The 18,293-nt window shown below is 55.6% G+C and carries 13 protein-coding genes; 5 read left to right on the plus strand and 8 right to left on the minus strand.

Annotated elements, in window-relative coordinates; translation table 11 throughout:
• Positions 1-36 precede the first annotated feature (36 nt).
• Complete coding sequence (locus tag ACSVHP_RS12835; protein WP_447552103.1) at positions 37-1,236, minus strand: YjgN family protein; 1,200 nt, start codon at positions 1,234-1,236, stop codon at positions 37-39.
• A 179-nt stretch (positions 1,237-1,415) separates the two neighbouring features.
• Here ACSVHP_RS12835 and ACSVHP_RS12840 point away from each other — a divergent pair, with 179 nt between their 5' ends.
• Positions 1,416-1,919, plus strand: coding sequence for a GNAT family N-acetyltransferase (locus ACSVHP_RS12840; RefSeq protein ID WP_234673323.1), 504 nt, complete (start codon positions 1,416-1,418; stop codon positions 1,917-1,919).
• A gap of 83 nt (positions 1,920-2,002) precedes the next feature.
• Positions 2,003-3,022, plus strand: a complete 1,020-nt coding sequence (gene ahr / locus ACSVHP_RS12845; RefSeq protein WP_447552104.1) for an NADPH-dependent aldehyde reductase Ahr — start codon at positions 2,003-2,005, stop codon at positions 3,020-3,022.
• A gap of 91 nt (positions 3,023-3,113) precedes the next feature.
• On the opposite strand, the gene ACSVHP_RS12850 is transcribed toward ahr, so the two are convergent.
• Positions 3,114-4,760 (minus strand): glycerone kinase, encoded by a 1,647-nt coding sequence (locus tag ACSVHP_RS12850; protein ID WP_447552105.1) that lies wholly within the window; start codon positions 4,758-4,760, stop codon positions 3,114-3,116.
• A gap of 137 nt (positions 4,761-4,897) precedes the next feature.
• Here ACSVHP_RS12850 and ACSVHP_RS12855 point away from each other — a divergent pair, with 137 nt between their 5' ends.
• Positions 4,898-6,400 (plus strand): helicase HerA-like C-terminal domain-containing protein, encoded by a 1,503-nt coding sequence (locus ACSVHP_RS12855; RefSeq protein WP_447552106.1) that lies wholly within the window; start codon positions 4,898-4,900, stop codon positions 6,398-6,400.
• Here ACSVHP_RS12855 and ACSVHP_RS12860 read toward each other — a convergent pair.
• Positions 6,380-7,321, minus strand: coding sequence for a TIGR01212 family radical SAM protein (locus ACSVHP_RS12860; protein ID WP_447552107.1), 942 nt, complete (start codon positions 7,319-7,321; stop codon positions 6,380-6,382). The two genes, ACSVHP_RS12855 and ACSVHP_RS12860, sit on opposite strands and share 21 nt — an antisense overlap.
• A gap of 303 nt (positions 7,322-7,624) precedes the next feature.
• Positions 7,625-7,924: a hypothetical protein gene (locus ACSVHP_RS12865; protein ID WP_447552108.1), complete on the minus strand. Its 300-nt coding sequence runs from the start codon at positions 7,922-7,924 to the stop codon at positions 7,625-7,627.
• Between the two features lie 84 nt (positions 7,925-8,008).
• On the opposite strand from ACSVHP_RS12865, the gene gltB reads away from it, so the two are divergent.
• Together gltB and gltD are read left to right on the plus strand one after the other, a co-directional pair.
• The gene (gltB, locus tag ACSVHP_RS12870) at positions 8,009-12,469 is read left to right on the plus strand and encodes a glutamate synthase large subunit (RefSeq protein WP_447552109.1); all 4,461 of its coding nucleotides are present in this window, start codon (positions 8,009-8,011) and stop codon (positions 12,467-12,469) included.
• Positions 12,470-12,478: 9 nt separating this feature from the next.
• Positions 12,479-13,897, plus strand: a complete 1,419-nt coding sequence (gltD, locus tag ACSVHP_RS12875) for a glutamate synthase subunit GltD (protein ID WP_417316216.1) — start codon at positions 12,479-12,481, stop codon at positions 13,895-13,897.
• Positions 13,898-13,939: 42 nt separating this feature from the next.
• Here the strand turns inward: gltD and ACSVHP_RS12880 are convergent, their stop codons facing one another.
• Genes ACSVHP_RS12880 through ACSVHP_RS12895 form a run of 4 tightly spaced genes read right to left on the minus strand, consistent with a single transcriptional unit; the run spans position 13,940 to position 18,236 of the window.
• Entirely contained in the window at positions 13,940-14,641 is a 702-nt protein-coding gene (locus ACSVHP_RS12880) for a DUF1120 domain-containing protein (protein ID WP_447552110.1), read from the minus strand.
• Positions 14,638-15,168, minus strand: a complete 531-nt coding sequence (locus ACSVHP_RS12885) for a hypothetical protein (protein ID WP_447552111.1) — start codon at positions 15,166-15,168, stop codon at positions 14,638-14,640. Before ACSVHP_RS12885 ends, ACSVHP_RS12880 begins: the two co-directional genes overlap by 4 nt.
• Complete coding sequence (locus ACSVHP_RS12890) at positions 15,165-17,543, minus strand: fimbrial biogenesis usher protein (protein WP_447552112.1); 2,379 nt, start codon at positions 17,541-17,543, stop codon at positions 15,165-15,167. Before ACSVHP_RS12890 ends, ACSVHP_RS12885 begins: the two co-directional genes overlap by 4 nt.
• 21 nt (positions 17,544-17,564) lie before the next feature.
• Positions 17,565-18,236, minus strand: coding sequence for a fimbria/pilus chaperone family protein (locus ACSVHP_RS12895; RefSeq protein ID WP_447552113.1), 672 nt, complete (start codon positions 18,234-18,236; stop codon positions 17,565-17,567).
• Positions 18,237-18,293 lie beyond the last annotated feature (57 nt).

Here is an 18,293-nt window from a genome sequence, read left to right on the forward strand (position 1 = left end):
ACGTGTAAAAGGCCGGGCGATCCCCGGCCTTTTTTATTACATGAACGGAAGCGCTGGCATCGCTCCGCGAGACATGACGGTTAAAAACCCGCTGTCGTTAGGTTCATCCGAATCGCGCAGCTCAAGCTCATCCAGCGACCCTATCACATGCGTATTTGCAGCCAGGTAGCGCAGCAGGCGCATCTTCGCCCACGGATAGGCCAGACCGCACGTAAACGCTATCGTCAGAGCCAGCACAACAATCTGATTCAGCATCCCGATAAAGGTCACCGTTGAGCGGAAGGTAAGCGATTCCCCAAGTTTTAATCCATTGATAAAGAGATTACGCAGAGACGCGATGGCAAAAGAGACAGTGATAATGACGCCAGCGAAATAAAGCAGATAGCTGGTGAAAATTTGTGCCTGATATTTCATTATTAGCACCTCACGCTGCTCGGCATTCACCTCTCCCATTGTTGAAAGCAGGTTAACATCCAGAATCATCGAGCCGATTGTTTTCGTTATCAGGAAACAAAAAGGCACAAGGATGAGAATGGCAAGAATAGCGACCGAGATGCAGCGTTTAAGAGAAACATTTATATGAAATTGATGAATACCAAAACGCGCACTATTACCTGACAGCTTCATCCACTGATGACAGAGAATGCCGTTCGCTATACTGAGAAGAATAAAACTCACCAATATAATCGTTGCTAATCCCAGAATAAAACCGGTGATATCTGAAGGGTATCCCAACACCATTTTTACCAACACAATAACGATCAGACTCGCAAAGATCAGAATGAGTGGCAGTATCAACATCGTCCAGTAGGCCGTGCCTGCTGAGCAGTGAAAACCGAATCGTACATTGTGTAGACTTGTCATCATAGCCTGGTAACGCCAGCTTTTAATCGCCATCAAGGGCATTAAGATGGTGAATGCAATCACGAGAAGCCCGGTAAGCGCTGGGTTGATTTGGTGACATATGATCACTCCTGTCACAATGATGACCAGTATCAACAACCAGCTCACAAAGAAAGCACCGCCTGAAGCATGATAATTAAAGCGAGCGCAGTTAAGCTCCATATTGCTATAAATATAGCGACGGCATTTCACCATCGCCCAGGGTAAGTAAATACCGAGGGTGATAAATACTAATAAAACATTAACAAGACAAATAATAAAATACTTACTGGCTTTTCCATGAAAGGAAAAGCTTGTCTGCGGCATACTCTGTGCCGACTCGCTACTTTTCATAAACCCCAAATTCCTTTTAAAGTGACGGATGCTGATTTTATTTCCAGAGGGAACATAACAGTATGTCTGTCATTTATAGCGACAGCAATAATGCACATATCCGAAAATGGGTCTTGCACGTCGTTTATGACAGTGGTATTAAATAAAATCATGCGTCGTTTATTTTCTTGAGTCTCAACATGAATTTTTCTCCTGCACACTCCCCTTTCCTGCGCCCTCTGACAGAAAAAGACAACCCGGCTATCGCCGCCGTGATCCGCACCGTTTCCGCCGAATACGGGCTGACGGCAGATAAAGGCTATACCGTTGCCGATCCGAATCTGGACGAGCTGTATCAGGTTTACAGCCAGCCTGACCATGCCTACTGGGTTATCGAGCAGGATGGCAAGGTGGTGGGCGGAGGCGGTATTGCGCCGCTCAGCTGTAGCGAGTCGGATATCTGCGAACTGCAAAAAATGTATTTCCTCCCTTCGGTTCGCGGGCAGGGCCTGGCGAAGAAACTGGCGCTGCTCGCTTTCGAACACGCGCGCGCGCAGGGTTTTAAACGCTGTTATCTCGAAACCACCGCCTTCCTCAAAGAGGCCATCGCGCTGTATGAACATCTGGGCTTTGAGCATATCGATGCGCCGCTGGGCTGCACCGGCCACGTCGATTGCGAAGTCAGGATGCTGAAAATTCTGTAAATTCCCTTTCCGCCCTCTTCTGTTAAGCGGCTGTAAACTGGATGCTCTACACTCTCAGTTCACACCACAACGGGGGAAACACGATGTCGAAGATAAAAAGCTACGCCGCACCGCAGGCGGGTGCAGAGCTTGAACTGTACGAATACGATGCGGGCGAACTAAAAGCAGAAGACGTCGAAGTACAGGTCGATTACTGCGGGATCTGCCACTCAGATCTCTCCATGATCGACAACGAATGGGGCTTCTCACAATATCCACTGGTTGCCGGACACGAAGTGATCGGCCGCGTTTCCGCGCTCGGCACAGCCGCTCAGGACAAAGGGCTGAAGATTGGTCAGCGCGTGGGCATTGGCTGGACGGCTCGAAGCTGCGGGCACTGCGATGCCTGTATCAGCGGCAATCAGATCAACTGCCTTGAAGGGTCTGTTCCGACCATCCTCAACAAAGGCGGTTTCGCCGATAAACTGCGTGCCGACTGGCAATGGGTTATTCCGCTGCCGGACAGCATTGATATTGAATCCGCGGGCCCCCTGCTCTGCGGCGGTATCACCGTCTTCAAACCGCTGCTGATGCACCACGTCACCGCCACCAGCCGCGTAGGCGTGATTGGGATTGGCGGTCTGGGCCACATCGCCATCAAGCTGCTGCACGCGATGGGTTGCGAAGTGACGGCGTTTAGCTCTAACCCGGCCAAAGAGAAAGAAGTGCTGGCGATGGGTGCGGATAAAGTGGTGAACAGCCGCGATCCGGAGGCATTAAAAGCGCTGGCGGGTCAGTTCGATCTGATCATCAACACCGTGAACGTCGATCTCGACTGGCAACCGTACTTTGAAGCACTGGCCTATGGCGGTAACTTCCATACCGTCGGCGCGGTCATGAAGCCGCTGCCGGTTCCGGCATTTACCCTGATCGGCGGGGATCGCAGCGTGTCCGGTTCTGCAACCGGTACGCCGTACGAGTTGCGCAAGCTGATGAAGTTTGCCGGACGCACAAAAGTGGCGCCGACCACCGAACTGTATCCGATGTCAAAAATCAACGAGGCTATCCAGCACGTTCGCGACGGCAAAGCCCGCTACCGCGTAGTGTTGAAAGCGGATTTCTGATGTGAGATAGCCGGATGTATGCGGCCTGATGCCCTCACCCCAACCCTCTCCCACCGGGAGAGGGCGCAAACACTAAAAACGGTAACGGTTGTTACCGTTTTGCATTTACCACGGCGGAAAACACCTCTGCCACCGCAACCGCTCCCGGATCCGTCACCCCGTCCAGATTCTCTTTATTTACATACGATGAACGTCCGGCCCCGGCCTTTTCCATTTTCGCGGTCGCCTCGGCCCCCTGCTGTGCAGCCTTCGCTGCCGCCTGAAGATCGCCCTTCTGCAACGCTTCCAGCGCCGGTTGCAGCGCGTCGATCAGCGTGCGATCGCCGAGATCTGCTCCGCCGTAATGTTTCATCTGCGCCAGCCCGCTCAGTAAGGCAGCGGGCAGCGGCTGGCCGTCATGCAGCTTCTGGCCGGCGGCGGTCAAGAAGATAGACATCAGCACGCCGCTTGAACCGCCCATCACCGTTGCCAGCCGTTCGCCCACCAGCATCAGCAGCGTCGACAGATCGTTAAGCGGGAGCTTATCGGATTCCAGAAGCTGCGCAATGTCCCGCGCCCCTTGCGCAAAGGTTGAACCGGTATCGCCGTCCCCCACTTTGGCATCCAGCGCGTTCAGCCGATTTTCCAGCTGGATAAGCCTGTCCGTTACGGCTGCCACATATCCGGCCACCTGCGCATTGGCTGAAGGGGTATACTCCACCCGATCGTGGATCGCGCTCGTCGGCTGGGTTTTCAGCGGCGCAAACCGCACGGGCTTCTGCCAGCCGAGCGTCTGCACATTTTCGTTAATCGCCTTTTCGAACAGGTCGTTAAGCTTCAGCAGCGACAGGGAAAACCCTTTCATATCCAGCGAGCTTACCAGCGGCGCCGGACCAATCAGGTAGGCTATCTGCTCTTTGAGCGCCGAATGCGCCAGCTCTTTGGTCAGCAGCGCCATCTCCAGCGCCGACACGCCCCCGAGGTTGTTAATCAGCACGGCGAAACGCCCCTCGCCCGCCTGCGCTTTCAGGGTATCAACCAGCTTATCGACGATAGCCTTGCTGTTTTGCGTATCCACCACCGATGCGCCAGGCTCGCCGTGAATGCCCAGCCCAAGCTCAACGTGGCCTTCTTTGATGCGCCCCTCCGCCTCGTCGCTGCCCGGCAGGTTGCAGGTCTGCATGGCAACGCCTAGGCTCCAGAGGTTATCGCAGGCCTGCTTCGCAATATCCCGCACTTCGCCAAGCGACTTACCCTGCTCGGCGGCGTAACCCGCAATTTTATGCACCAGCGCCGTACCCGCGATACCGCGCGGCTGCTTGTTGTCCGGCAGGGCAATATCGTCCGCCACAATCACCATCTCGACTTTCAGGCCATAGCGTTTGGCCTTCTCCGCCGCCAGGCCGAAGTTAAGGCGATCCCCGGTGTAGTTTTTGACGATCAGCAGGCAGCCGCGATCGCCCGTCACCGCCACAATGGCGTTCAACACGGCATCTACGCTCGGAGAGGCAAACAGATCGCCACAGACCGCCGCCGTCAGCATCCCTTTACCCACAAACCCCGCGTGAGCCGGTTCGTGACCCGAGCCGCCGCCCGAAATTACCGCCACGCGGCTCTTGTCCCAGTCGCTGCGCGCCACCACGCGGATCGCCGGGTCGATATCAAGTTTGACGAGATTGCCGTGCGGAGCGGAGATCAGAATACCTTCAATGGCGTCGTTGACCAGCTGTTTGCGGTCGTTAAAAAAGAATCTGGACATAGCTTCCCAAAATTTTGTGAACCGTATGCAAAAGCATAGTCCGCGCTGGATAATGCGCCGCAAAGTCAGGATTTTACTCACTCATCTTGCCGTCAGGTTGCCTATACTCCACGCAGGACAAAAAGAGGACGTTGATCATGAGTACACCACTGTTAATTGCCCGCACGCTGGATAAAGAGCTGTTTTTGCTTCCGGCGATGGCAAACCGCCACGGCCTGATTACGGGCGCCACGGGGACGGGGAAAACCGTCACCCTGCAAAAGCTGGCAGAGTCCCTGTCGGCGATTGGCGTTCCGGTCTTTATGGCCGATGTGAAAGGCGACTTAACCGGGGTGGCTCAGGAAGGCACGGCCTCTGAGAAACTGCTTGAGCGGCTGAAAAATATCGGCGTGAACGACTGGGAACCGCAGGCCAGCCCGGTGGTGGTATGGGATATCTTCGGTGAGAAAGGCCATCCGGTGCGCGCAACCGTGTCCGACCTCGGCCCGCTTCTGCTCGCCCGGCTGCTCAACCTGAACGACGTGCAGTCCGGCGTGCTGAACATTATTTTCCGCATCGCCGACGACCAGGGTCTGCTGCTGCTTGATTTCAAAGATCTGCGCGCCATTACCCAGTACATCGGTGACAACGCCAAATCCTTCCAGAACCAGTACGGCAATATCAGCAGCGCCTCGGTAGGCGCTATCCAGCGCGGACTGCTGACGCTGGAGCAGCAGGGAGCCGAGCACTTCTTCGGTGAACCGATGCTGGATATTAAAGACTGGATGCGCGCCGACAGCAGCGGCAAGGGCGTGATCAACATCCTCAGCTCAGAAAAGCTCTACCAGATGCCCAAACTCTACGCGGCGAGCCTGCTGTGGATGCTCTCCGAGCTTTACGAGCAGCTGCCCGAAGCGGGCGATCTGGAAAAACCGAAGCTGGTCTTCTTCTTCGACGAAGCCCACCTGCTGTTTAACGACGCGCCGCAGGTGCTGCTGGATAAAATCGAGCAGGTCATTCGCCTGATCCGCTCTAAAGGCGTCGGCGTGTGGTTCGTGTCGCAAAACCCGTCCGACATCCCGGATAACGTGCTGGGGCAGTTGGGTAACCGTGTGCAGCACGCCCTGCGCGCCTTTACGCCGAAAGATCAGAAGGCGGTCAAAGCCGCCGCCCAGACCATGCGCGCGAATCCGGCATTTGATACCGAAGCCGCAATCCAGGCGCTGGGCACCGGCGAAGCGCTGATCTCCTTCCTGGATGCGAAAGGCAGCCCGTCGATAGTCGAGCGGGCGATGGTGATTGCACCTTTCTCACGCATGGGGCCGGTGACCGACGACGAGCGCAACAGCCTGATCAACCATTCGCCGGTTTACGGGAAGTACGAAGACGAAGTGGATCGCGAATCGGCGTTCGAGATGCTACAAAAAGGGGTGCAGGCCACCACGGAATCACAGGGCGCGCCTGCCGCAAAAGGGCAAACTGCCGTTGAGGACGACGGGATCCTCGGAGGACTAAAAGATATCCTGTTTGGCACGACCGGGCCGCGCGGCGGCAAGCGGGATGGCGTGGTGCAGACCATGGCGAAAAGCGCGGCGCGGCAGGTGACGAATCAGATTGTGCGCGGGATGCTGGGCAGCCTGTTAGGTGGCCGTCGCCGGTAGACGCGGAACCCACGGGCGTCCCAGCGCCGAGCCTTGAACGCCGTGCTCATGCAGATAGCGGTCGATTTCAACCATCCCCGTCCAGCGGTTCTCACACCAGAGCGGTGCCAGAAGCGTCGGGCGGCGGGCGCTGGCCGAGATGCGGTGGTAGACGATCTCCGGCGGCGTATGGCGGATCATCTCCCCGGCGGTCACGGTGTATTCATCAAGCTCAATGCCGCTCAGGCGGCCAGCTTCCCAGGCTTTCGCCATGATGCTGCCCGTGACGATATGCAGCGGGTGGAGCTTGATACCGTCGACGCCGGTCTCCACCACCTTCTCCAGCGTTTCAAGCGCGTGCTGCTGGCCTTCGCCAGGCAGGCCAACAATTAGATGGGAGCACACCTTCAGTCCGCGCTCGCGGGCAAGACGGGTGGTGTTTTGATAGCAGGCAAAGTCGTGGCCGCGATTGATGCGGTGCAGCGTTTTATCGTGCGCGGACTGTAAACCCAGCTCCAGCCAGATCTCATACCCCTGCTCTTTGTACTCGCTGAGCAGATCCAGCACCGCCTCCGGCACGCAGTCCGGGCGCGTGCCGACGCATAAACCGACGATACTGGCCTGGCTGACCGCCTGCTGATACATGGATCGCAGCACCTGCACTTCTGCCCAGGTGCTGGTGTAGGCCTGAAAATAGGCCAGATACTGTTTCGCCCGGTTGACCTGCTTCGCCTGATGGGCGAGCTGTTCCGCGATGGAGCTGTGCTGCTGCGCTTCGTCAGCAAACGACGCGACGTTACAGAATGTGCAGCCGCCACGCCCGATGGTGCCGTCGCGATTCGGGCAGCTAAAACCGCCGTGCAGCGTCAGCTTATGAACCTTTTGCCCGTAACGTTGCAAAAGATCCCCACCAAACATATTGACTAATTTCTGTAACTGCATAATCTGATAGACCGTCCCGAACAAAGGGGACAAGCCTGCCACTTTTAGCCTCTGTCGGCGATGACCTGGATCAATCGCCCTGGACGGCCTTTATCTATTTGAATAACTACTCAAGATTACTGCAATTTCATTCATGCCAGCCGTAATTACTTTTCCTTATGTTCTGATGGTTTTTTTCATTTGTAGCGTCATCACTGAAAAACAGTGACTTTATGCGGGTTTGATGAGCATGCCAGATAATTATTCTGCTTAAAAACCGCTATTCAGCACGCTACATTGATAATACCGCTTTCATATAGTGAGTCAGATCACACTCCATATTGCTTCTCCGGCAGGTTTAGTGATTGTCAAAATAGTTAAATGCTCAATAAAAACAAATGCATAACAGCTCTTTAGCACATTTTTGTATAAATAAGATTGCCATTTGACCTGTAAACCAATTCCCGATAAGTTGGAAATCCGCTGGAAGCTTTCTGGATGGGCGGCCTGCCCATCATATTTATGCAGTAATTGAGATTCCCTCTGAAGCAAGTCCTCAAACTTGTTTACCTGCGCGAAAGGATGAAAAAGAGGGCGAATGCGAGGTCCGCGTATGATACGCAAACCCCGTCGCCATGCTCTTTCTGCGCCTGTGCGCCACGGTTACGTTCAGAGAGAAGCCCGACGAGCCTGGGGAGGTTCACTGATATGTTGTACGATAAATCCCTTGAGAAGGATAACTGTGGTTTCGGCCTGATCGCCCACATAGAAGGCGAACCTAGCCACAAGGTAGTGCGTACTGCTATTCACGCACTGGCCCGAATGCAGCACCGTGGCGCCATCCTTGCCGATGGTAAAACCGGCGACGGTTGTGGCCTGCTGCTGCAAAAACCGGATCGTTTCTTCCGCATCGTGGCGGAAGAGCGCGGCTGGCGTTTAGCTAAAAACTACGCTGTAGGCATGCTGTTCCTGAATCAGGATCCTGAAAAAGCCGCCGCCGCACGCCGCATCGTTGAAGAAGAACTTCAACGTGAAACCCTGTCGATTGTCGGCTGGCGCGATGTGCCAACCAACGAAGGGGTGCTCGGTGAAATCGCCCTCTCCTCGCTGCCTCGCATCGAACAAATCTTTGTTAACGCGCCTGCGGGCTGGCGTCCACGTGATATGGAACGCCGCCTGTTCATTGCCCGCCGCCGCATTGAAAAACGCCTTCAGGACGATAAAGAGTTCTACGTTTGTAGCCTCTCGAACCTGGTCAACATCTATAAAGGTCTGTGTATGCCGGCAGATCTGCCGCGCTTTTACCTGGACCTGGCGGACCTGCGTCTGGAATCGGCTATTTGCCTGTTCCACCAGCGCTTCTCCACTAACACCGTTCCACGCTGGCCGCTGGCTCAGCCGTTCCGCTATCTGGCGCACAACGGCGAGATCAACACCATTACCGGTAACCGCCAGTGGGCGCGTGCGCGTACCTATAAGTTCCAGACGCCGCTGATCCCTGACCTGCACGATGCCGCGCCGTTCGTTAACGAAACCGGCTCTGACTCAAGCTCAATGGATAACATGCTTGAGCTGCTGCTGGCCGGTGGTATGGATATCGTGCGTGCCATGCGTCTGCTTGTTCCGCCAGCCTGGCAGAACAACCCGGATATGGATCCGGATCTGCGCGCCTTCTTCGACTTCAACTCTATGCACATGGAGCCGTGGGACGGCCCGGCGGGCATCGTCATGTCCGACGGCCGATTCGCGGCCTGTAACCTGGACCGTAACGGCCTGCGTCCGGCGCGCTACGTCATTACCAAAGACAAGCTCATTACCTGCGCTTCCGAAGTCGGGATCTGGGATTACCAGCCTGATGAAGTGGTCGAAAAAGGCCGCGTAGGCCCGGGTGAGCTGATGGTTATCGACACCCGCGTAGGCCGCATCCTGCACTCCGCAGAGACCGACTACGACCTCAAAATCCGCCACCCGTATAAAGAGTGGATGGAGAAAAACGTGCGTCGCCTCGTGCCGTTCGAAGATCTGCCGGATGAAGAAGTGGGCAGCCGCGAAATGGACGACGACACGCTCGCCAGTTTCCAGAAGCAGTTTAACTACAGCGCTGAAGAGCTGGATTCGGTGATCCGCGTACTGGGCGAAAACGGCCAGGAAGCGGTCGGCTCAATGGGTGACGATACCCCGTTTGCCGTGCTCTCCAGCCAGCCGCGCATCATTTACGACTACTTCCGCCAGCAGTTTGCGCAGGTGACCAACCCGCCAATCGATCCGCTGCGTGAAGCGCACGTCATGTCGCTGGCGACCAGCATCGGCCGCGAGATGAACGTCTTCTGCGAAGCCGAAGGCCAGGCGCACCGTCTGACCTTTAAATCGCCGATCCTGCTGTATTCTGATTTCAAGCAGCTCACCACCCTGCAAGAGGAGCACTACCGCGCCGACACGCTCGACATTACGTTCGACGCGACCGAAGCGACCCTCGAAGAAACGGTGAACGCGCTGTGTGACAAAGCCGAGCAGATGGTGCGTAACGGCACCGTGCTGCTGGTGCTGTCCGACCGTAATATCGCGAAAAACCGTCTGCCGGTGCCTGCGCCGATGGCGGTAGGTGCGATCCAGACGCGTCTGGTCGATAAGAGCCTGCGCTGCGACGCCAACATCATTGTTGAAACCGCCAGCGCCCGCGATCCGCACCACTTTGCCGTGCTGTTAGGCTTTGGCGCGACGGCGATCTACCCGTACCTGGCCTACGAAACGCTGGCCCGTCTGGTTGATACCCGCGCGATCGAAAAAGCGTACCGGACCGTGATGCTGAACTACCGTAACGGCATCAACAAAGGCCTGTACAAGATCATGTCCAAAATGGGCATCTCGACCATCGCCTCTTACCGCTGCTCGAAGCTGTTTGAAGCGGTCGGCCTGCACGACGAGGTGGCAGAACTCTGCTTCCAGGGCGTGATCAGCCGTATCGGCGGCGCCGGTTTTGCTGACTTCCAGCAGGATCTGATGAACCTGTCGAAGCGCGCCTGGCTGGCACGTAAGCCGCTGGATCAGGGCGGTCTGCTGAAGTATGTCCACGGCGGCGAATACCACGCCTATAACCCGGACGTGGTGCGCACCCTGCAACAGGCGGTCCAGAGCGGCGAATACAGCGACTATCAGCAGTATGCCGAGCTGGTGAACAACCGTCCGGCGGCGACGCTGCGCGACCTTATCGCCCTGAACCCGGGTGATGACGCGGTCAGCATCGACGACGTTGAACCGGCATCTGAACTGTTCAAACGCTTCGACACCGCCGCGATGTCTATCGGCGCGCTCAGCCCGGAAGCCCACGAGGCGCTGGCGGAAGCGATGAACAGCATCGGCGGTAATTCAAACTCCGGCGAAGGCGGTGAAGATCCAGCGCGTTACGGCACCAACAAAGTGTCCCGTATCAAGCAGGTGGCCTCCGGACGCTTTGGCGTTACGCCAGCGTACCTGGTCAACGCCGACGTGATTCAGATTAAAGTCGCTCAGGGTGCAAAACCGGGCGAAGGCGGTCAGCTGCCGGGTGATAAAGTTACGCCGTACATCGCCAAACTGCGCTACTCGGTGCCGGGCGTGACGCTGATCTCCCCGCCACCGCACCACGATATCTACTCTATCGAGGATTTAGCGCAGCTGATTTTCGACCTGAAACAGGTCAACCCGAAAGCGATGATCTCCGTGAAGCTGGTTTCAGAACCGGGCGTGGGCACTATCGCCACCGGTGTGGCAAAAGCCTATGCGGATCTCATCACCATCGCCGGTTACGACGGCGGTACCGGCGCAAGCCCGCTCTCCTCCGTGAAATACGCGGGCTGTCCGTGGGAGCTGGGTCTGGTGGAAACCCAGCAGGCGCTGGTGGCGAACGGTCTGCGTCATAAGATCCGTTTGCAGGTGGATGGCGGTCTGAAAACCGGTCTCGACATCATCAAAGCGGCGATCCTGGGTGCGGAAAGCTTCGGCTTCGGCACGGGCCCGATGGTCGCGCTCGGCTGTAAATACCTGCGAATTTGTCACCTGAACAACTGCGCAACCGGCGTTGCGACTCAGGACGAGAAGCTGCGTAAGAACCACTACCACGGCCTGCCGTTCAAAGTGACCAACTACTTTGACTTCATCGCTCGCGAAACCCGCGAGCTGATGGCGCAGCTGGGCGTGAAGCGTCTGGTCGATCTGATTGGCCGTACCGACCTGCTGAAAGAGCTGGACGGTTTCACTGCCAAGCAGCAGAAGCTGGCGCTCGGCAAGCTGCTGGAAACCGCGCAGCCGCATCCTGGCAAAGCGGTTTACTGCACCGAGACTAACCCGCCGTTCGACAACGGCGTGCTGAACGCGCAGCTGTTGCAGCAGGCGAAACCGTATGTTGACGAGAAGCAGAGCAAGACGTTCTGGTTTGATATTCGCAACACCGACCGTTCCGTGGGGGCGTCCCTCTCCGGCTACATCGCGCAGATGCACGGTGACCAGGGGCTGGCAGCCGACCCGATTACCGCGCACTTTAGCGGTACCGCAGGCCAGAGCTTCGGCGTGTGGAACGCGGGCGGCGTTGAGCTGTACCTGACCGGCGATGCCAACGACTACGTGGGTAAAGGCATGGCGGGCGGTCTGCTGGCGGTGCGTCCTCCGGTCGGTTCGGCCTTCCGCAGCCACGAAGCGAGCATTATCGGTAACACCTGTCTGTACGGCGCGACCGGCGGTCGTCTGTTTGCAGCGGGCCGTGCGGGTGAACGTTTTGCGGTGCGTAACTCCGGTGCCATCACCGTCGTTGAAGGCATTGGCGATAACGGCTGTGAATACATGACGGGCGGGATTGTGTGCGTCATGGGTAAAACCGGCGTGAACTTTGGCGCAGGCATGACGGGCGGTTTTGCATACGTCCTGGATGAAGACGGCGAGTTCCGCAAACGCGTGAACCCGGAACTGGTGGAAGTGCTGGACGTTGAAACGCTGGCTATCCACGAAGAACACCTGCGCGGTTTGATTACCGAACACGTGCAGCACACCGGTTCTTCGCGCGGCGAGGAGATCCTGGCCAACTGGCCGGCGTTCTCGGCGAAATTCGCGCTGGTTAAACCGAAGTCCAGCGATGTTAAAGCACTGTTGGGTCACCGTAGTCGTAGCGCAGCAGAGCTGCGTGTGCAGGCGCAGTAAGGAATTCAGATGAGCCAGAACGTATACCAGTTTATCGACTTGCAGCGCGTTGATCCGCCAAAGAAACCGCTGAAGATCCGTAAAATTGAATTTGTTGAAATTTACGAGCCGTTTTCAGAAGGCCAGGCCAAAGCGCAGGCAGACCGCTGCCTGTCCTGCGGTAACCCTTACTGCGAATGGAAATGCCCGGTGCATAACTACATCCCGAACTGGCTGAAGCTGGCTAACGAAGGGCGTATTTTTGAAGCCGCCGAGCTGTCTCACCAGACCAATACCCTGCCGGAAGTGTGCGGCCGCGTGTGTCCTCAGGACCGCCTGTGCGAAGGCTCCTGTACGCTGAACGACGAGTTTGGCGCGGTGACCATCGGTAATATCGAACGCTATATCAACGATAAAGCGTTTGAGATGGGCTGGCGTCCGGATATGACCGGCGTGCGTCAGACCGACAAGCGCGTGGCGATTATTGGTGCGGGCCCGGCGGGCCTGGCCTGTGCGGACGTGCTGACCCGTAACGGCGTGAAGGCGGTGGTCTTTGACCGTCATCCGGAGATCGGCGGTCTGCTGACCTTCGGTATCCCGGCCTTCAAGCTGGAAAAAGAGGTCATGACCCGCCGCCGTGAAATCTTCACCGGCATGGGCATTGAGTTCAAACTGAACGTAGAAGTGGGCCGCGACGTGCAGCTCGACGATCTGCTGAAGGATTACGACGCCGTGTTCCTGGGCGTGGGCACCTATCAGTCCATGCGCGGGGGTCTGGAGAACGAAGACGCCTCAGGCGTGTTTGACGCGCTGCCGTTCCTGATTGCCAACACCAAACAGATCATGGGCTACGGTGAAACCACCGAAGAGCCTTTCGTCAGCATGGAAGGCAAACGCGTGGTGGTGCTGGGCGGCGGTGATACCGCGATGGACTGCGTGCGTACCTCAATTCGTCAGAATGCGGCGCACGTAATCTGTGCCTATCGACGCGATGAAGAGAACATGCCGGGTTCTAAGCGCGAAGTGAAAAATGCGCGTGAAGAGGGCGTGGAGTTCCAGTTCAACATCCAGCCTCTGGGTATTGAAGTGAATGCCAACGGCAAGGTCAGCGGCGTGAAGATGGCGCGTACTGAGATGGGTGCGCCGGATGCGAAAGGCCGTCGTCGTGCGGAGATCGTGGCAGGCTCTGAACACGTGATCCCGGCAGACGCCGTGGTGATGGCGTTCGGTTTCCGCCCTCACAGCATGGAGTGGCTGGCAAAGCATAGCGTCGAGCTGGATTCACAGGGTCGTATTATTGCGCCTGAAGGCAGCGATAACGCGTTCCAGACCAGCAACCCGAAAATCTTCGCCGGTGGCGATATCGTTCGCGGCTCTGACCTGGTGGTCACGGCGATTGCCGAAGGTCGTAAAGCGGCTGACGGGATCATGAACTACCTGGAAGTGTAACCCCCGCAACGGGTCAGCCTCTGGCCCGTTGCGTTTGCGCTATCACAGATACACGATGCTGATCACCGCGCTACCATCCAGCTTTATCTCCTGACGACTCCCCAGCTTATTCGCCACGGATGTACTGATCTGCAAGGGGATATTTGCGCTCATCACCGCCTGCGGCGTGGTCGTGCCCTTTTGCACGAAGGTGTAGTAATAATCCTGATTCGTCGGAAGCGGCAGCAGCATCGACTTCACCCACGGCCCATTTTTACTGGCCGCACCCGCCATTTCCACGTTTACTGGCGTGCCGGCATCAACGGCGCTTATTCCCGCCGCGTTAATCTGCACGGCATAGCTGCCAATCGGTTTACCTTCGCTCGTCAGGCCCAGGCCAAAAAGACGCGTGAGATCGCTGACATAACCACCGCCGTTGATCTGGAAACGCGCGCCCGTTTCGCCGCGATCGTCTTTTCCGACGATGACCGAATCTGCACGGGTATCTCGCGCCGTAATGGCAATGCCGGTTGAGGATTCACACTGAATAGTCAGAGTGATATCGCGCGTGCCAAGCTGAGTGAATGTCTCCACGGATAAGTTCGCCGCATGGCGTGTGCCGTAGTCCACCAATCCGTTGTTGCTCAGCGTAGGAATACAGGAAGCTGCGTCAGCCGTAAGATCGAAGTCGATGCTGGCCGTATCGTTCGCCAGCGCAGGAAGACTGAGCAGCATTACGGCAAGGCCAAATAAACGTGGTTTCATTGCGCCTCCACCCTCACCTGAAGATTGCCCCGATATTTCACCCTGTCGGTGATCGGCGCGCTTTTGATATTCGCATTGACCGCAAGCGTCACAGACATGGTTTTCCCGGTCAGCTCGTCACCGCTTACAAACGCGATACCGTCATTAAGATTGATATCGACCTGCGAAGCCTCTGCCGCCGTCAGCTCGCCGTGCGCGCTGGTTACCGGGGCCAGCAAGACATCCCTGTCATCCACGCGCGCCTTCATGGCGGTGAATTTCATTTCGCCCTTTTCACCTAAGGCAAAGTTACCGCCCTGCGGCAGTGACGATCCAAAAAAAAGCCTGATCCGCTGTGGTTTGTCGCACATGACGTTGAGCGTCAGCTGTTTTTCCGGAAGAGTAATTGGGTTGCCACCCGCGCTCTGCCTTTCCATCGCGCTAAGAGAGCCATAGGAGATCGTCTGCTGGCTGGTAATAAGCTGGCATTGCGCCTTCACGCCGCAGGAGAAGGCCAGCAGCAGAATCAGGGAGAGAGTGTGTTTCATTGACATATACCACTGGCATTCTCATAAAAACTATCAGTGGACGCTTCCTCTGATAAGGTAAATTTCAGCTTGCAGTTGCCCTCTTCGAGCTGAGCAATCAGCGGCTGCGCTTCCGGGATATCGTTTAAAAAGACGACGCCATCATCTACGGAGGTGGTGAGGTAGTTCCCCTCGCTATCGGTGATGGGTGCCCCCTTTGGCAGCGGTTTTCCGTTACCCATCGTGACAGCCAGCAGGACGCGTCGTTGCGTCAGGATATCGAACTGGACTTTGCCCACCGCACCTTTTGACTGTCTGAGCTGTCGTATCCCGTTACCGACATCCATGTTTTTTGGCAACGAATCGGTTCTCACCTCAATACGCGACGTTTTCCACGCGGTAACCGATGGGATCACGGCCTGTCCGCGGAAATCGGTCCAGACAGGGCCTTGCGGCGTGTCCAGACGAACGCCTGACACCGGTTTATCCAGCTGAGCGATAGCGAACGTTTCTTTGACAGATAAAGGCGAGAAGGTCACGCCGTCGCGATGGGCGGTGATTCCACCCTGCAAGGTGCCGGAATAACTTCTGCTGTTCTGGCCGTTGGTAGTGGCGTTAAGACTCAGTTGGCTATAATGCAGATTGCTGAAAATCCCCCCGGAGAAATTATTCTCTTTTTGCTGCTCATTTCGTTCGGTACTGAGCGTGTAGAAAGTATTCTCCGTAGCCCGGCCTGTTGTACTCGCACCATAGCGGTTGTCACCTTTATTCTGGCGAGCATAGAGGTTGACGGAGCGCTCACCAAAAGGCACAGACAGGGTGATATTAAACAAATCCTGATTAGTTGATCGATCGCCGCCACCGCTAAGCTGACGCTGCCAACTGGTAGAAACAGAAAATGATTCGAAGGTTTTTCCCCAGCCCAGCATTGCGAAACGCGAACGCTCACCGTCGTTAAACGGCTGGGTTTCATAAAAACTGGAGCTGAAAGAACCCAGCAGTGGACTCCCCCAGCTAATCCCCATGGAATATTCGTATTTGTTATGGCCAGCATCATTCGATGAAATCACCTGCGTGAAGTCACGATAATTAACAGATTTTTGGGTTACGGATGCGCTTACGCCAATATTCAGCGGCGCGGCGGTATTCAGGTTCAGCTGATATTTTTGTCCCTGAAGCGAATTACGGCGATCAAAGGATTGATTCGCCATCAGTGAAAGGCTGGTTTGCGGTAACAGTGCGGAATCAACCCCCACGGCTGCGGCCTGATAATCTTGAGCGGCAATAATGCCTGCATTGAGGTTATGCGAAAGACCAAGCCGCTTTCCTCCCGACAGACTTGCGACCCAGGGCTTTTCACTGTAGCTATCGCTGACGCGCCCTAGCGAAAACGTAAACCCGGCGGGTGAGCCCGGGTTTCTGTTGTACAGGGATGAGGGAACGCTATAGCTGTACTGGCTGCCATCAGTTTCCACAACGGTAACGTTGAGATCGCTGGTCATATTACGTAACGGGATATCCGCCAGCGTAAAATAACCAGCCGGTACCAGCGTGGAATAGACTAAAACGCCTTGTTGATGGATCTCGACACGCGCCTGAGGGGTATTGGCGATCCCTGAAACCTGCGCGCCATTCGTATCCATACTCAACGCATTCTCTGAAAGCAGCTCAATACCGTAGATGTTACCGCCTTCAAGCAGTCGGTTATTGAGGCTAACCTCACCCGCTTTCATCGTCGTTTTTACGTCGACAAAGGTGTGTTGCAGGTAGTTTTGCGAGTTTTCGCTGTTCAGCTTACCGGCACTGCGGCTGATTAACTGGCTGCTGCGAAAAAGCCAGTCGTTGATATTAAAGCCGCCGTTGAGCATCAGCTGTGAATAGTCTGAGCGGCCTCCGGTAAACTCATTGCGTGACGCAAGCAGTGAATAGTTAAGAAGCCCGGCAGCCCCACCGGTGCTGTAATCGTTTAACGCCAGGCTTTCCTGAACAAGCTGATCCTGTCGCAGGACGAGTTCAACTCGCTCCTGAACCGGAGCGAGTGTTATCACCGCATCGGGGTAAGCGGCGAGATAATCATAGCAACCGTCCTGATAATCAGACGGCAAACGAACGCCTGACTGCTCCATAAACGATCGGTCGAAACACAGCTGCCCATCGTTATCAAACGTGGCCACCACGCTTCCTGCATTCTGACCATTTATCCGGAGCGAAACAGACTGCTTTCCAGGGAGGAATTTGGCCTTCTGGGCAAAGTAGCGAGAGATATCAGGATCAACACCCAATGATTGAAGCGTTTCACGATCAAACTCGACCGGCGGGGCCTCCATTTCCTCAGCCTCAGCTACGTGCGCGGATCCCATGCTTATTGCACAAGCTAATAGCGTTTTCCTGAACATCCGTGTTTATTCCTGAATTCATTATTCCAGTGTGGTGGTGTAGCGATCCCCTTTGTAGCCATAACGACTCGCCGGATAAAATTCCACTTTTGTATCCGTTGAAGTCGGCAGTTTCACCATGAGATTTTTATGTGGCAAAATATAGGTTTGCGATAATTCTCCCGCTTTGCCAGAAGGCAAAGTCGTAAATGTGGCGGCCATGCGTACAACATAATTACTCGGGTTACTGATCTCTAACAGATTGCCTTTTTTACGCCAGATGAGATGTTTCCAGGGGGATAAATCCTCAGCGAGAGCAGCGGGATGGATAATGACGGGCATATCCTGCCGAATGGTCACTTTAACTTCAATTTTGCCTTTCTCTTTCGGGGGGATCCCCTCGAAAGTGACGCGTTTAAGTTCTTCATGCTTTAAGGGTTTATCGCTCTGAAGCATAAAACGCATTTTCTGAACCTGACCGCCTTCCACCCTTACTACAGGCTGGGAAACAATCAGATGAACTGATTTGTCGCTATCTGGCAAATCTACAATTTTGGTATAGAGCAATGCTGGGTAAGTATCGGTGTTGGTAACATTCATTGTCGCCTCACCTTTCTTGCCATCCACTAACAAAACCGAGGTTTCAGGCAGCATACCGTTGGCAAAGCATTGCGTTGAAAAGACAAATAACGGCAACAGAAATTTTGTTTTCATAAACTCATTTAGATAATAGGGTTAATAATAAAATCTCGAATGCCAGAGAATTGAAAT

The sequence above is a fragment of the Enterobacter sp. 186315 genome, assembly GCF_053290175.1.

Excerpts from the sequence above, each read along its gene's own strand:
- ACSVHP_RS12895 (WP_447552113.1), bottom strand. The coding sequence starts at position 18,236 with ATGAAAACAAAATTTCTGTTGCCGTTATTTGTCTTTTCAACGCAATGC.
- ACSVHP_RS12835 (WP_447552103.1), bottom strand. The coding sequence starts at position 1,236 with ATGAAAAGTAGCGAGTCGGCACAGAGTATGCCGCAGACAAGCTTTTCC.
- gltD (WP_417316216.1), top strand. The coding sequence starts at position 12,479 with ATGAGCCAGAACGTATACCAGTTTATCGACTTGCAGCGCGTTGATCCG.
- gltB (WP_447552109.1), top strand. The coding sequence starts at position 8,009 with ATGTTGTACGATAAATCCCTTGAGAAGGATAACTGTGGTTTCGGCCTG.
- ACSVHP_RS12890 (WP_447552112.1), bottom strand. The coding sequence starts at position 17,543 with ATGTTCAGGAAAACGCTATTAGCTTGTGCAATAAGCATGGGATCCGCG.
- ACSVHP_RS12885 (WP_447552111.1), bottom strand. The coding sequence starts at position 15,168 with ATGAAACACACTCTCTCCCTGATTCTGCTGCTGGCCTTCTCCTGCGGC.
- ACSVHP_RS12840 (WP_234673323.1), top strand. The coding sequence starts at position 1,416 with ATGAATTTTTCTCCTGCACACTCCCCTTTCCTGCGCCCTCTGACAGAA.
- ahr (WP_447552104.1), top strand. The coding sequence starts at position 2,003 with ATGTCGAAGATAAAAAGCTACGCCGCACCGCAGGCGGGTGCAGAGCTT.
- ACSVHP_RS12880 (WP_447552110.1), bottom strand. The coding sequence starts at position 14,641 with ATGAAACCACGTTTATTTGGCCTTGCCGTAATGCTGCTCAGTCTTCCT.
- ACSVHP_RS12860 (WP_447552107.1), bottom strand. The coding sequence starts at position 7,321 with ATGCAGTTACAGAAATTAGTCAATATGTTTGGTGGGGATCTTTTGCAA.
- ACSVHP_RS12855 (WP_447552106.1), top strand. The coding sequence starts at position 4,898 with ATGAGTACACCACTGTTAATTGCCCGCACGCTGGATAAAGAGCTGTTT.
- ACSVHP_RS12850 (WP_447552105.1), bottom strand. The coding sequence starts at position 4,760 with ATGTCCAGATTCTTTTTTAACGACCGCAAACAGCTGGTCAACGACGCC.